Here is a 14865-nt window from a genome sequence, read left to right on the forward strand (position 1 = left end):
AGGGCTCTACCCGAACTGTCTAAGTAATCCACGCTATAGGGATGTCAAAGCATATAATGAGATTTTATATCCCATTTATCATCTTCTTTCCTATAAATATAAACCACTTTAGTAGGGGGTAATCCAAAATAGGTCGATTCTAATATGATCATGCAGGTACTTCTGTCTTTAGAAAAAAAAGGTTTCGATAGTCTGTAATAACCCGATTTACCATAACGCCCTTCAAATCTTTTCCAAAATCCCTTATAGCCGTACCTATACAAGCTTTCAATATCCCCTGCCCCAATTAACTTCTTATGAACAGTACCTGATTTTATCTTCTCCGGTTTAGCGTTCAGCAATTGTGACTTCAGGGTGTCTTTATCGACCTTGGTAAAGTAGCCTGGACTCCCTTCAGCAAGCCTTTTAAAAAGCTGCTCATCTGTCAAAGTTTCATTTACAAGATAATCAACTGTGGGATTACCTTCCAGTTCAAAATACGCTTTTTCATAATCCCTGATTACGTTATCGTACAGAAGGCTGTTTGTATCATACTCTGTTTTTGCGGTACATCCGGCTAAAAACATACACAACACTACTGATAAAGTTTTAAAAAGAGTTTTCATCTATATTACTTTCCAATTTATGGTAAAAATAAAAAAAGCCCGCTCATTTCTGAGAGGGCTTTGTACCTGGAGTGGGAATCGAACCCACACACCTAAGTACACGAGTTTGAGTCGTGCGCGTCTACCAATTCCGCCATCCAGGCTTGTTGATTGTGGTGTCAATCTGTACCAAAACAGCAACAATATTCCTGTTTTGTGGGTGCAAATGTAAAAATAAATATTTAATTTCTATGAAAATACATTGAAATTTCCTTTTAGAGTCAAATTAAATTTCTAAATTTGCACCCTCGTATATAGGTCTAAAGACTAACTAACTACAAAACAACAAATTAAAATGTCATACAACGAGCCCGAAGCAAAGATATTTGCATGTTCTCAAAGTGTGTACCTGGCCGAGAAAATAGCCAAAAGCTATGGTATGGAGCTGGGTAAGGTTACGTTCTCAACGTATAGTGATGGCGAATTCCAGCCTTCATTTGAAGAATCAATCAGAGGATTAAGGGTTTTCCTTATCTGTTCTACATTCCCTAGTTCAGACAACCTGATGGAACTGCTTCTTATGATTGATGCTGCAAAAAGAGCATCGGCAAGACACATCACTGCTGTTATCCCTTACTTCGGTTGGGCAAGACAGGACAGAAAAGACAAACCAAGAGTTCCGATAGGAGCTAAACTTGTAGCTAAATTGTTAGAGTCGGCTGGCGCGACAAGGATCATGACAATGGACCTTCACGCAGACCAGATTCAGGGCTTCTTCGAAAAACCGGTAGATCACCTTTTTGCTTCTACTGTATTCGTTCCTTACGTTAAGAGCCTTAACCTTGAGAACCTTACTATCGCATCTCCTGACATGGGTGGATCGAAAAGAGCTTATGCTTACTCTAAATTCTTAGGGTCTGACGTGGTTATCTGCTACAAACAGCGTAAAGAAGCTAACAAGATCGAAACGATGGAACTTATCGGTGAAGTTACCGGAAAGAACATCATCCTTGTTGACGACATGATTGATACGGGAGGTACGCTTGCAAAAGCTGCTGAACTAATGATGGAAAAAGGTGCACTTAGCGTAAGAGCTATCTGTACTCACCCTATACTATCAGGTGGTGCTTATGAGAAAATTGAAAACTCTGCACTTACCGAACTAATCGTTACAGACAGTATTCCTCTTAAGAAGGAAACGTCTAAAATTAAAGTTCTTACTTGTGCCGATCTGTTTGCAGATGTTATGCACATGGTACAGAACAACACTTCCATCAGCGGGAAGTTTATCGTGTAATTTATTTTTATTAACTATATAATTATTTCAAATGAAATCAATTACGATCAAAGGATCTGAAAGAGAAAGCGTGGGTAAGGCGGCAACGCGTGCGGCACGTAATGCTGGAATGGTTCCTTGCGTGTTATACGGAGGAAATCAGCCAGTACATTTTACTGCAGAAGAAATGGCATTCAAAGGCCTTGTTTACACTCCAAACGTACACACTGTAGTAATTGACCTTAACGGTAAAACTTACGATGCTATCCTTCAGGACATCCAGTTTCACCCGGTATCTGACAAAATCCTTCACATCGATTTCTACCAGCTTGATGCTGCAAAAGAAATCACTATGGAGGTTCCTGTAAAAGTTGTTGGTAACTCTAAAGGAGTTATGGCTGGTGGTGTATTACGTCTTAACCAACGTAAACTTAAAGTTAGAGCTTTACCTGCTAACCTACCTGACTTTATCGAGGCAGATATCACTGAACTTGAAATGGGTAACAAGCTTTATATCACTAAGCTTCCAACGAACAACTACAAACTTCTTCAGCCAGACAACACTGTTGTAGCACAGGTGAGAATTTCACGTGCTGCTATGAAAGCTGCTCAGGAAGCTGCAAAAGCTGCAAAAGCTCCAGCAAAAGGAAAGAAAAAATAATTTATTATTTTCTCAATATACAGAAAGCGCTCTCAAAAAGAGCGCTTTTTTTGTGACCGGATCCTTGGATTCAAGAGTATTCAAATCGTCTAACAATCGAACTGTCAAAGAATCGAATAACCAAATCAACAAATAATCTTATTTTTGCCCCATGAAATGGTTAACCTCTCTTTTTAGCAAAAGAGAAGAAAAAGAAGATATAGACCCCATGAAGAAATACCTCATCGTAGGCCTTGGCAACATAGGCGCAGAATATGTAAATACCCGCCACAACATAGGCTTTAAGATAGTAGACCGCATTGCACAACAGGAAGGTGCTTCATTTGAAACCGCTAAGCTTGGTGCTATGGCTAAAGTAAGTGTAAAAGGACGTACACTTTTCCTGCTTAAACCAAACACCTATATGAACCTTAGCGGAAAGGCTATTAAATACTGGCTGGATCAGGAAAAGATTCCGCTTGAAAACCTGTTAGTAATTACCGACGACCTTAACCTACCTTTCGGAACCATCCGTATTAAAGGCAAAGGCAGCGATGGTGGCCATAACGGACTAAAAAGCACACAACAGTTACTAAACACTGCCGATTATGCCCGTTTCCGTTTCGGTATCAGCGACGATTTTAAAAAAGGCAAACAGGTAGACTATGTACTTGGCGAATGGGATGCAGAAGAAACTGCAAAACTTTCAGAAAGGCTTGATATGTCGTCCGAAGCAGTAAAGTCTTTCGCCCTTGCCGGACTAGGCAATACCATGAGCAACTTTAACGGAAAGTAAACATAAAGTTTCAAAGCTGCAAAGTTCCAAAGTAACAGAGTGAAGCTCCTACATTTCCTTATAGAGCCCCGATAGCTATCGGGAGGGTTAAGGCCTAAACATAACAAAAGAGGGACGCTTTCGCGTCCCTCTTTTGTTATTCTATAATTATCTTTTTGGTGACCGTGCTGTCGCCATCCTGAATGCTTACCAGATAAATTCCGGCTGCAGCATTATTTAATGATACCGACTGCTCGATAAGACCTGTATAAGCATAAGCATTGGCAAAAAGCTGTCTACCTCTTATATCATATACAGCTATCTTAACATCATTTCCTGTAAGCGAATTGAATCGAACCATAAAATCACCTTTATTAGGGTTTGGTGTTACCGTTAACCCTGCTAAAGCATTTTCATTCAAACCAGTAACCGGCGGCTCTTCAACACTACAAATGTTCAGGCTCCAGCTCACCAGCTCTCCGCCTTCAAACACAACATCATCATTAACCGTAAGCGTCCATGTTCCCTCAGGTGATTGCCCATTAAAAGCACTCAACGTTTGAAGTGGTGTAATAAAACCAGACACAACAGGGTTTGTTCCACATACTAATGCATCTCCATTATCATCAAAAGTAGCATCAACATTATCAAAATCACCTACACAAACATTCTGGAAAAGCGTTACCTGAGTTCCCTCCGGACTCGTAAGTTTTACTGTAAGATCGTTCACTCTTGTGTGGTTAATCTTCAGTCCTACTGTTACCTTAGCAATGTCTCCCGTTCCTGTAGCCGATAGTGTTGAAGTTGCCGTTCCTGCATCCGGAAGTACAACAGTCGCATTTACAGGCGCAAAGTTACTGCATATTGCTGCACTGGTAGTAAAGCTGAAAGCCTCGCTTGTCGTTCCTGAACAAGTCGCGCTTAACGGCTGAACCCTCCAGAAATAAGTACTTTCACTATTTAAAGCGATGGTATAACTTGTAGCAGTTAATGACTCATTAGCTACAACTGTTTCAAATTCAGCATCTGTAGCTACCTCAAGCTGATATGACGTTGCTCCGGCAACTGCTGCCCACTCAAGCTGAACATTACTTACTACATCTACGGCATTATTAGCCGGAGAAGTAAGTACTACCGAGTCAAAGTTAGTATTAATAACATCTAGATAAAGACTTGCAGCTTTAGTTACTGAACCTGATGTAGCTGTTACCGTCATAGAATACAGACCCGGAACAACTGATTGCGGTACAGTCACCGTTACTGTAACATTACCCGATGCTGTTATGCTATCAGGGCTGAAACTTACTGTAGAACCTTCAGGATTACCCGTAACAGTAAAAGTTGTAGCGTCCGAAAATCCTGATAGTGCCTGATAAGAAAGTTCGAAAGTAACCTCGCTACCTTTACAAGCAGGCTTATTTTGCTCTCCGTTTACAGAAATTGCCATTGTAGACGATGCCGAAGTAACTGCAAAATTTGTATTAGAAAGATCGTAGAAGATATGATTGTAACCTCTTACCATAATTCTTTTGTTAGTACCATTTCCAACCGGAACTGTTATTATCTCACTACCGTCATTTGGCACTTTAGCAGCCAAAACTACAGGATAAGTCTGCCCCCCGTTGTTAGACATCAATATATCTACATACTCGGCATTGATACCATTAGCAGTAGTTCCCGCAACGTTCCAGGTAACTGTTTGGTTGCTTCCCGCCTGCCAAGAAACATTCGTATTTGGCGAAGTCACTAAAAATGGCCCAGCCACACCCGATACTGTTATCTGAGTATCATCATAAGCGGTTTGTCCGCCCTCAACATTATTATCTCTTGCCGTAACCATAAAGTTGTAGGTACGCGCCACATCAGAGATTACTTCCCAGGTAGGGTAAAGATTATTGCTAAGAACAGAATTTAACGCAGGCATATAACGCTCCGGAGAATTCTGTGGAGCAATAGAACGGAAGTTAGGCCCTTCAGTTGAAGTTGATACAGGAGGCTGAACCGTCATTTCAAGGTCCATTTGCTCCCACGAGTAAGTAAGTGCGTCATTATCTGCATCAGTACCGGTTGCTTTCAGTATGAAAGGAGTACTTTTCGGAATTGTATAATTAAGCCCGGCATCTACCACAGGTGCTGCATTTCCGGTTTCGATATTTACCGAACAGTCACCCCATCCTTTTATGAAATCAGTAATCTCTTCTATGCTAATCCTATGGAAATAGGCATCTGAATGATCCTGAACACTTGGAAAACATACTCCTGCATAACCCATAATCGTGCTTCCGCTACCTGTTTCATAAGCTGTGCTTTCGTTTACATTACCATCGCATTCATTATTAAACGTATGGTTACCACCAAACTGGTGTCCCATCTCGTGCGCAACAAAATCAATATCATACGGATCACCCACCGGAGCCGGCAATCCTGTAATACCTCTTGCCTTACTGTTAGAACATGGCGACCATAGCTGGGCTACACCTCCACCACCTGTACTTACCACGTGGCCAATATCATAGCTATCAAAACCTACAGCACCATCAATAACACCCTGACTCTGGTTAAGCAGCGCGTTATTGGTATTGTTGTTGTCAAAATTGTCAGAAGTAATAAATATAAGCTGGTCGTTATCATCTATTAACTGTAACGTAACCGCAAAATCTTTTTCATATACACTGTTTACCCTTGTAACAGTAACCACCATGGCAGCAAGTACAGCCTCTGTCTGCTGAGCTATCGTACCTCCGGTAAGCGCCGCCGCCTGAATATGGAATGCCGCATACTCGATTGTACACGCCATTGCCAGTCTGTATGTGCGTAGCTGACCATCAGTAGCCGTTACACTAAACGGCATGGTTTCTAAATTCTTGGTTTTCTTTTTAGAAGTAGTCTCGGTAACTCCACAATAGAAAGTCCTTGGCTCAACAGATGCTCTTTTATAAGAGATACTAGTGAGTCCATCTTTAGTATAAGGATCGGTATAGGCAGTACCTTCGTTAGTAGATAACATTGTATGCAATCCGTAGCGTGTAACACTAAGACGGATTACTTCGGCAGGGTTATCAATACCCTGACCTACATATGATTTCATATCGGGATATTTTGCAGCAAGACCAGGCTGCATAACCGGAGCTTCAAACATTTTAAAGCTTTTAAGCTCACCATTTCCGTCAGGAAATTGTATAATTACACCTGAAGCCACTTTTCCGCCTCTCATTGGCGCATTCGCCAGTTGCGATTTTAGCAACGGAAGGTTAAGCTGATACAAATGGTATTCCGAAGGAACGGAAGCTCTGTCTGACAACTCCGTTGGGGATATATTTTTACCCTCGGTTCTGTTCCAAAGCGCATTTTGTGCATAGGCACCGCTCATAAATACAACCGAGGCCATGACAATAAGTAAACGTTTTTTCATAAATTTTTCTTTTTATAGAAGCACGAAGATAATAATTTACACAACGCAACAAAATTTTAACATTATGACATAGTTATTATTATACCTTTTTTACTTATAAATTTTCAGTTTATACTATATTTCGTACTTTTAAGCTATGAAAAAATCAATCATTACTGCTACAGCTATAGCCTTTGTTCTCTTTTCCTGCTCTACTGGAAAGAACACCTTACAATCTTTTGACAACGCAACTATTACCAGTAATTGTACTGAAAATTACGATTGTACGTTTGAAGCCCAAAAAGACAAAAGCCTTGTGATTAAGACCGATGATACCGGCCACAACTATTTTAATGTAATTGATACGCCCGGCAAGACCGTATTAAAATATTCATACAAGAGGATTACCGACCCAAAGATTCAGGATGCCGGCTACGTAGAAACAATAACTTTTGAAATTGACAACTCCACAAAAGATTTAAATCTTACTGGCAAGGACATCCAAAAAACAAAAATGGTATTGAACATTGCATGTTTTTGCAAAGGCAAAGCCGGAGTCAGAAAAATTGAAGAAGGAACACTGACTTTTAAAAACAACAAACTACATATAGAAATTCCTGAACTGGTAGAGGGGCAGGTAACGAGGGTTGTGGATGTAAATTTTTAGAATTTTCTGCACAACCGATATCACAACAATAATTATCTAAAAAATGCATAAAATAACAATCCTATTTTTTTTATTCACTTCATACTCTTTCTATTCTCAAAGCATTTCGAGTTATATGAATTTCATAAACAAAAGAGAATTTTATTCTAATAAATCAGTCGCGGAAGCTACAATAGATTATACCCAATTTAATAACTCAGGAAAAAAAGAAAAAGAAATTAATGTTTACAACATTTATAATAAAATACAAAACCAAGTTCGTTATGATGAAAAAGGAAAATTGATTGGACGTTCTTATAGACAATATGATGAAAAAGGAAATAATATTATTACAAGATTTACATTTTGGCATCCTGCAATTGGATATACGTCACAATCTACTGAGTATAAATATGATGGAAACAACTTTTTAACTGGAATAATATCAAGAGATTCTGTAAATAATATTATCCGCGAATCATTATTCGTAAATGATGAGCAAGGCAAACCAATTGAACTTATTGTAAGCGTAAAAGAAAAATTAGAAGGTAGAGAAACAGCTATATATAATTACGAAACTAATGAGGTTGAAATTAGCTATTTTAATTCATTGAATCAGTTTATATCAAAATCTAATGGTAAAATAAATCATATGATCAAAGAACCAGGCGATATTGTCTCCGAATATGGCGACATCATCAAGTCAAAATCCTTTGAACAAGACATAACATATGACAAATATGGCAATTGGATCAAAAAAATTCATTATAAAATAGTAGGAGGAAAAAAAATTAAACAATCTGATTTGCGTCGTCATATAAAATATAAAAAAGAAGACTGATTGTTCAATCTCTCACACTAGTATTACGTTCGTGCCAGCAACAAAAGACATCATCGGACCTCCGACCTCGGACTTCCGACAACCAGCAACCAAAAATTTTCACAACTATGATAATTTAATTGGATACAGATAGTTAAATTTGCCGAACATATTTGAGCGGTTTGAAAATTTTCAATTCAATACAGGAGTTTATCCCAACTACCAAGACCATCGTTACACTGGGTACTTTTGACGGCGTGCATAAAGGCCACAAAAGCATACTGGAAAAACTGACCAACAGCAGCAAACAATCAGGCTGCGAAAGCGTTGTGCTTACATTTTTCCCGCATCCGCGAATGGTTTTGCAGCAAAACAGCGACCTGAAGTTACTCAACACTATGGACGAAAAGGCAGCCCTGCTTGAAAAAGAAGGCATTGACAACCTCATCATCCATCCGTTCGACATGGCCTTTTCAAGGCTCACCGCAGAAGAATTTGTTAGGGATGTATTGGTTGAAGGACTCAACATTGCCAAAATAATCATTGGTCACGACCACCGTTTTGGACGTAATCGTACTGCAAATATTGACGACCTTATCCGATTTGGAGAAGAATATGGCTTTGAAGTTGAGAAAATATCAGCACTTGCCATAGACGAGGTATCGGTAAGCTCTACCAAAATTCGCCACGCCCTGAACGAGGGGCATATTGATGTTGCCAATAGCTATTTGGGATATCCTTATTTCATTAATGGAAATGTGGTGGAAGGCAAGCAATTGGGCCGCACTATAGGTTTCCCTACAGCTAACATCCAGCCTACCGAAAGTTACAAACTTATTCCTGCTAATGGCGTTTATGTAGTATCATCAGAATTGGACGGGAAGACCGTTCACGGCATGATGAACATTGGCACCCGCCCTACTGTAAACGGCACAGGAACTACGATAGAAGTACATTACCTCAACTTTAACGAAGATCTGTACGGCAAACCCGTTAAGGTAAACTTTCATCACAGGCTTCGCAACGAGGTAAAGTTCGAATCGTTTGATGCCCTAAAACTACAAATTGAAAAAGACAGGCTCGACACCATCGCTTGGTTTGAAAAACAGAACTCATGAAACAGCGCCTGTTCCTCCAAATAGATAACGCCCCGTTAATTATTTTCAGGATCTTCTTAGGTTTCCTATTGGCTTGCGAAACCTTTGGCGCCATACTTACCGGCTGGGTTAAAAGCAATCTTGTCGACCCTACTTATACTTTTTCGCATATTGGCATGGAATGGCTGCAGCCACTTCCGGGCTATGGCATGTATTTTTATTTTGCCGCTATGGGTATTCTCGGCCTGCTCGTAATGATAGGCTACAAATATCGATGGTCAATTGGATTGTATACACTGCTGTGGGCAGGAGCCTACTTTATGCAAAAGACATCATACAATAACCACTATTACCTGTTACTACTGGTGTGTCTTATGATGTTTTTCCTTCCGGCAAACCGATACGCTTCTATAGACGCTAAGCAAAACCCATCGATCAGAAAACTTACCATGCCGGCCTGGTGCTCATGGGTTATGATCCTACAGGTTACTATTGTATATTTTTATGCCACACTGGCTAAATTTTACCCCGGTTGGTTAAGCGGCACTTTTGTGCACAACCTGCTTAACAATTCTGTAAGCAATCCAACGCTGAATGATATCATGACGCAAAAGTGGTTTTATCTCTTTATTACTTATGCAGGTATGGCTTTTGACCTGTTGGTTGTACCACTAATGCTCTTTAAACGCACGCGTACCATTGCCTTTGTTGCTTCGCTGATTTTTCACATCTTTAATTCAATTACGTTACAAATAGGCATTTTCCCGTTTTTCGCCCTTAGTTTTGCAGTTTTCTTTTATCCACCCGACACTATTAGGAAACTCTTCTTTAAAAAGAAACCTTTTGCCGAAGATGCCGGAAAACCTACTAATGAAAGCAAAAGCATACTACTGTTCTTCTTTGTTCCCTACCTTATCATTCAGCTATTGCTTCCGCTGAGACACTACCTTATTAAAGGCGATGTGCTGCTTACAGAAGAAGGCCACCGTTTAAGCTGGCGTATGATGCTACGTAGTCGTGGCGGTTATACAACATTTAAGATAATAGATAAAAAAACAGGTAAAAAACTGCACTTTGACACACACAGGGCTTTTACTCATAAGCAGATAAGCAGTATGGAAACCAAGCCCGACATGATATGGCAAACGGCACAATACATCCATAAGTATTTTGAAAAACAGGGCGCCGATGTAGCGGTTTATGCCAATACCAGCGTAAACATAAATGGGGGGCCATACGTCACTCTTATTGATCCTACTGTAGACCTTGCAGCCGCAAAATGGGACTATTTTTTCCATTGCGACTGGATACTGCTTCCTGAAATTAAATAAAACGCAACAGATAAAACCATATCCTAATTTTATCATAATTGTTTTATTAAATATTTACTAATCTTCATCCACTTCTCCCATTTTATACCTAACTTCGGGTATAAATACATGAGAAACTATACAGTTAATTTAAATGTGTTTTTAGTCCATGATTGGGCTATGTGTTAACTGAAATAAGAACCAAAAAACAAAAACTATGAATTTTTCAAGAATAGCACTTAACGGCTTTTTAATTTTTGTGGGCATCGCATTATTTTTCCTGCTTATGGAGATAGTAGGCTTATCAAATCAGATTTATCTTAGGTTGGTAAATTTCATATTTGTAATATGGGGAGTAAACAAAACCATAAAGTCAAACTATCACGATCATATCTATGGTTATTTTACTAATCTTACTTCCGGAATATTCACGGCTATTATTAGTTTAGCATTGGGTATATTCAGTTTTATTGGCTATATCGAGTACAAAGGAGCTAGCCACGGCGGTGCTAACGAATACCTGCAAAACTATGCTTCAGCTTACATTTTTGGTGGTGGAGAACCGTCATTATACCAGTTCGTATCTGCACTTACTATAGAAGGGTTGGCCGCTTCAATTATAGTATCTTTTGCGCTTATGCAATATTGGAAAGACAAAGTAGAAAAGATAAATAAGGTAGACGACCTTGCGCATAATCAGCATTAATCTTCGAAGATATTTCTGTACATAACAGGAATTTGCTACTTTTGGCGCAATTTAATTTACCAATATGAATACAAAAAGGCACGACTGGACTAAAGAAGAAATTATAGCCTTATATAATAAACCGATGATGGACCTTCTATACGAAGCAGCATCGGTACACAGGGTAAACCATGACCCTAACGTGGTACAGGTTTCAACGTTACTATCAATTAAAACCGGAGGTTGCCCTGAAGATTGCGGATACTGCCCTCAGGCAGCCCGTTACCATACAGGTGTAGAAGGCAACGACCTTATGGGTGTACAACAGGTAAAAGCACAGGCGCTTCGCGCAAAAGCAAGCGGATCGTCGCGTGTATGTATGGGTGCTGCTTGGAGAAACGTAAAAGACGGACCGGAATTCGATCAGGTACTGGAAATGGTAAGAACCATCAACAAACTTGACATGGAAGTTTGCTGTACATTAGGCATGCTTACAGAGAATCAGGCTAAGCGCCTTGCCGAAGCGGGTCTTTATGCATACAACCACAACCTTGATACATCTGAAGAGTATTACAAAGAGGTTATCTCTACACGTGGTTATGAGGACCGTCTTCAAACCATTGATAACGTAAGAAAAACGAATGTTACCGTATGTAGCGGTGGAATTATAGGAATGGGAGAAAGTGTTGAAGACAGAGCAGGAATGCTTGTTGCACTTGCTTCACTTAACCCTCAGCCGGAATCTGTGCCTATCAATGCACTGGTAGCGGTAGAAGGCACACCAATGGAAAACGAAAAACCTGTTGAGATTTGGGAAATGATCCGTATGGTTGCTACAACACGTATTGTAATGCCGGATACTCAGGTAAGGCTATCGGCAGGACGTACACAAATGAGCCGCGAGGGTCAGGCTATGTGCTTCTTTGCAGGTGCTAACTCAATTTTTGCAGGAGACAAGCTACTTACAACCCCTAACCCGGATGTAAACGAAGACATGAAAATGTTTGAGATGCTTGGACTGACTCCACAAAAACCATTTACAAAGATATCTCAGCCTAAAACCGTTGAAGCTGAAGATTCTCAATATGCTCCGCTTGGCGAAAAACCTAAATGGTCACGCCCGGGACACACAATTGAGCGTAATCTTGAAGCCTCAGGTAAAAAAGCTTAATTTTAAACAATTCATAAAAGCTCCTTAATACACTTAAGGAGCTTTTTTATTTGAAACCTTATTACTTATCTTTGGATACATCAATCAAATCCAAATGAGAATTCTTTTTAACCGGAAGCATACCGGTACGGTATATATACTACTGTTGCTTTTTTCATTCTTCCCTGCAAAAGCGCAAAACCTTGAGTATTGCGATTCGCTCGTGGTTAAAGGTATAGATGCCCTGTGGAAAAAAGAACATGTAAAATCGCTTGAACTACTTACTAAAGCCCGAACTATAGCCGAAAGGAAGCAATGGCACCGCCAGTTTTTTTTAGCAACCAATAATATCGGTGCCAATTATTTCGAGATGCTCGATTATGGGGAAGCGCTGGATTATTACCTGGAAGCATATAATACTGCCCTTAAACATTTGGATCCAACATCTGAAATGGTGGTTTTAAATAATATTGCCATCTTATACTCGAAAGAAGACAATAATGAAAAGGCTCGCGAGTATTTTAAAAAAGCCTATGATATTGCTAAAGAAAACAAAGATGCTATAAAGATAGGCCTGTATGCCATGAATCTGGGCAGCGCCTACAATGCTTCAAAAGATCCGGTGACAGCACGCAAGTATATTTTGGAGTCTATCCCGTACTTAAAAAACGACCCTAACCTATATGCAATGAGCCAGGTAACCCTGGTACAGAATGACCTGATATCAGGCAATGCGTCTGAAGCACGAAAAAGGGCGCAGGATCTATATGAAACCCTCCCTAACAAGAAGTTCAATAACATTGGACCCCAATTACAGCTTGTTATAATCGAGGCATATATTAAAGAAGGCATATATCCGCTGGCTGAAGCCGAAGCAAAAGATTTATTGCAAAAAACCAAAAGCCCTGAAACAAGAAAAACCATTTTTGATTTCCTTTCGGAGACCTATGTAAAAACAAAACGTTTTGAACAGGCTCTGCAATACAAGGACTCCGTAATAAAAGCCGAGAAAGAACTAGAAAGCATAAAAAACGGACGCCTTTATGAAAATAATAAGGTAAAATTCGAAATTAGCGAATACCGAAAGCAAATTGCCGCTAATGAAGCAAAACTCAAACACGAAAGAAGGCTGTTTTATACTGCAATAGGTTTTTTGGCTGCATTCGCCATAATTATTGCACTTATTGTTCGAAACATGCTTAGCCGCCACAAACAAAAAAAGATTATTGCAGAGCATAACGAACGTGTAATTGCCCTCGAGCTTGAAAAAGAGAAATCGGAACATGAACAGAAAGAAACCGCTGCACTTTTAGAAGAAGAACGCCTTAAAAACGAACTTGAAATAAGGAATCGTAAGCTGTCTGCTAAAGCATTGTATCTATCCGGCAGGAACCAGCTTATTAACGAAGTGATAAATACACTTTCTTCTTCTCCCGAAATAGCTAAAAACAAAACGCTTTCTGTTCAGATAAAAACACTTGAAAACCATCTTAAATCAGATGACGAATGGGATAGTTTTATCACTCACTTTGAAGAAGTGAATCATGGTTTTATAAACCGTCTTAAAACAGAACACCCAACCCTGACTGCAAACGATATACGTTTCATCTCATACGTTTACATGAATCTTAGCAATAAGGAAATAGCATCTATGCTTAATATTACAGCTGAAGCTTGCCGAAAACGTAAAGAACGCATCAGCGCAAAAATGGCACTACCGGAAAACACTACGCTTTTTGACTACCTGTCTTCATTGTAAAATTTGTAAGTAAAACATTGTGCGTAATTTAGAATTAGTTAAAATTTAACTATTCGTTAAACCTTCTAAATCTGCGCGAGTCTAATTAGTATGTTGCTGCTGCCTGATATACCGAAGACAGCAGCAACAAATGTCTTAAGAGGCTACTAACTAAACTAACTTACATTACCAAATGAAGAAATTATACCTGGCAGCATTATTAGCTCTTGGCGGCCTTGCAGACGCTACAGCCCAGCAGGATCCGCACTACACACAGTACATGTACAACATGAACGTGATTAACCCTGCGTATGCGGGTTCAAAAGAAAACCTGTCGTTTGGGTTATTATACCGTAAACAATGGGTTGACATTGAAGATTCACCAACGACTATGACCTTTTCGGGGAGCAGCCCTGTGGGCAAGAACGTAGGTTTGGGACTATCGGTGATCAATGACAAGATTGGTCCTGTAGAGGAGACCAACGCTTACGCGGATTTCTCGTATACGCTTAACCTTGGAGGCGAGCACCGTTTGGCCTTAGGTCTTAAAGCGGGAGCTACTTTCCATAAAGTAGGTTTATATAGTGATATCGGAAATGGTAACGTTCCGGATGCAAACGACCCTGCATTCTCAGAAGATATCAGCAGGACTTACTTTAATGTTGGAGCAGGATTCTTTTACTACACTAACAAATACTACCTTGCCTTTTCGGTGCCAAACATGCTGAAGAGCAAGCACCTTGACTATAAGCC

Annotated in this window: 13 protein-coding genes and 1 tRNA gene; 11 read left to right on the plus strand and 3 right to left on the minus strand. The window is 39.8% G+C overall.

Annotated features, from left to right (window positions below):
* Positions 1-44: 44 nt before the first annotated feature.
* Positions 45-605, minus strand: a complete 561-nt coding sequence (locus DEU42_RS10325) for a hypothetical protein (protein WP_147278103.1) — start codon at positions 603-605, stop codon at positions 45-47.
* A 63-nt stretch (positions 606-668) separates the two neighbouring features.
* Positions 669-748 (minus strand) — tRNA-Leu (locus tag DEU42_RS10330).
* Positions 749-939: 191 nt separating this feature from the next.
* On the opposite strand from DEU42_RS10330, the gene DEU42_RS10335 reads away from it, so the two are divergent.
* The 3 genes from DEU42_RS10335 to pth all read left to right on the plus strand — a co-directional run bounded on the left by DEU42_RS10335 (position 940) and on the right by pth (position 3296).
* On the plus strand, positions 940-1881 hold the full coding sequence (locus DEU42_RS10335) for a ribose-phosphate pyrophosphokinase (protein ID WP_114758220.1): 942 nt from the start codon (positions 940-942) through the stop codon (positions 1879-1881).
* A gap of 31 nt (positions 1882-1912) precedes the next feature.
* The gene (locus DEU42_RS10340) at positions 1913-2521 is read left to right on the plus strand and encodes a 50S ribosomal protein L25/general stress protein Ctc (RefSeq protein ID WP_114758221.1); all 609 of its coding nucleotides are present in this window, start codon (positions 1913-1915) and stop codon (positions 2519-2521) included.
* A gap of 151 nt (positions 2522-2672) precedes the next feature.
* A complete protein-coding gene (gene pth / locus DEU42_RS10345) occupies positions 2673-3296 on the plus strand; it encodes an aminoacyl-tRNA hydrolase (RefSeq protein ID WP_114758222.1) in 624 nt (207 codons plus the stop codon).
* 136 nt (positions 3297-3432) lie between these two features.
* Here the strand turns inward: pth and DEU42_RS10350 are convergent, their stop codons facing one another.
* Positions 3433-6687: a reprolysin-like metallopeptidase gene (locus DEU42_RS10350; RefSeq protein WP_114758223.1), complete on the minus strand. Its 3255-nt coding sequence runs from the start codon at positions 6685-6687 to the stop codon at positions 3433-3435.
* Between the two features lie 136 nt (positions 6688-6823).
* On the opposite strand from DEU42_RS10350, the gene DEU42_RS10355 reads away from it, so the two are divergent.
* From DEU42_RS10355 to DEU42_RS10390, 8 genes are all read left to right on the plus strand, one after another.
* Positions 6824-7333, plus strand: coding sequence for a hypothetical protein (locus DEU42_RS10355; protein ID WP_114758224.1), 510 nt, complete (start codon positions 6824-6826; stop codon positions 7331-7333).
* 115 nt (positions 7334-7448) lie between these two features.
* Positions 7449-8153, plus strand: a complete 705-nt coding sequence (locus DEU42_RS10360) for a hypothetical protein (protein ID WP_114758225.1) — start codon at positions 7449-7451, stop codon at positions 8151-8153.
* A gap of 161 nt (positions 8154-8314) precedes the next feature.
* Entirely contained in the window at positions 8315-9250 is a 936-nt protein-coding gene (locus tag DEU42_RS10365; RefSeq protein ID WP_114758226.1) for a bifunctional riboflavin kinase/FAD synthetase, read from the plus strand.
* On the plus strand, positions 9247-10560 hold the full coding sequence (locus tag DEU42_RS10370; RefSeq protein ID WP_114758227.1) for an HTTM domain-containing protein: 1314 nt from the start codon (positions 9247-9249) through the stop codon (positions 10558-10560). Before DEU42_RS10365 ends, DEU42_RS10370 begins: the two co-directional genes overlap by 4 nt.
* 196 nt (positions 10561-10756) lie before the next feature.
* Complete coding sequence (locus DEU42_RS10375; protein WP_114758228.1) at positions 10757-11245, plus strand: hypothetical protein; 489 nt, start codon at positions 10757-10759, stop codon at positions 11243-11245.
* 64 nt (positions 11246-11309) lie between these two features.
* Complete coding sequence (bioB, locus tag DEU42_RS10380) at positions 11310-12395, plus strand: biotin synthase BioB (protein WP_114758229.1); 1086 nt, start codon at positions 11310-11312, stop codon at positions 12393-12395.
* A 94-nt stretch (positions 12396-12489) separates the two neighbouring features.
* The gene (locus DEU42_RS10385) at positions 12490-14133 is read left to right on the plus strand and encodes a tetratricopeptide repeat protein (protein ID WP_114758230.1); all 1644 of its coding nucleotides are present in this window, start codon (positions 12490-12492) and stop codon (positions 14131-14133) included.
* Between the two features lie 172 nt (positions 14134-14305).
* A partial coding sequence (locus DEU42_RS10390; RefSeq protein WP_114758231.1) for a type IX secretion system membrane protein PorP/SprF occupies positions 14306-14865 on the plus strand: 560 nt, incomplete at its 3' end.

Source organism: Flavobacterium sp. AG291 (genome assembly GCF_003350375.1).
Classification (GTDB): domain Bacteria; phylum Bacteroidota; class Bacteroidia; order Flavobacteriales; family Flavobacteriaceae; genus Flavobacterium; species Flavobacterium suzhouense.

Coding starts and splice junctions, on each gene's coding strand:
- DEU42_RS10385 (WP_114758230.1), top strand. CDS start 12,490: ATGAGAATTCTTTTTAACCGGAAGCATACCGGTACGGTATATATACTA.
- DEU42_RS10350 (WP_114758223.1), bottom strand. CDS start 6,687: ATGAAAAAACGTTTACTTATTGTCATGGCCTCGGTTGTATTTATGAGC.
- bioB (WP_114758229.1), top strand. CDS start 11,310: ATGAATACAAAAAGGCACGACTGGACTAAAGAAGAAATTATAGCCTTA.
- DEU42_RS10360 (WP_114758225.1), top strand. CDS start 7,449: ATGAATTTCATAAACAAAAGAGAATTTTATTCTAATAAATCAGTCGCG.
- pth (WP_114758222.1), top strand. CDS start 2,673: ATGAAATGGTTAACCTCTCTTTTTAGCAAAAGAGAAGAAAAAGAAGAT.
- DEU42_RS10335 (WP_114758220.1), top strand. CDS start 940: ATGTCATACAACGAGCCCGAAGCAAAGATATTTGCATGTTCTCAAAGT.
- DEU42_RS10340 (WP_114758221.1), top strand. CDS start 1,913: ATGAAATCAATTACGATCAAAGGATCTGAAAGAGAAAGCGTGGGTAAG.
- DEU42_RS10325 (WP_147278103.1), bottom strand. CDS start 605: ATGAAAACTCTTTTTAAAACTTTATCAGTAGTGTTGTGTATGTTTTTA.
- DEU42_RS10370 (WP_114758227.1), top strand. CDS start 9,247: ATGAAACAGCGCCTGTTCCTCCAAATAGATAACGCCCCGTTAATTATT.
- DEU42_RS10355 (WP_114758224.1), top strand. CDS start 6,824: ATGAAAAAATCAATCATTACTGCTACAGCTATAGCCTTTGTTCTCTTT.
- DEU42_RS10375 (WP_114758228.1), top strand. CDS start 10,757: ATGAATTTTTCAAGAATAGCACTTAACGGCTTTTTAATTTTTGTGGGC.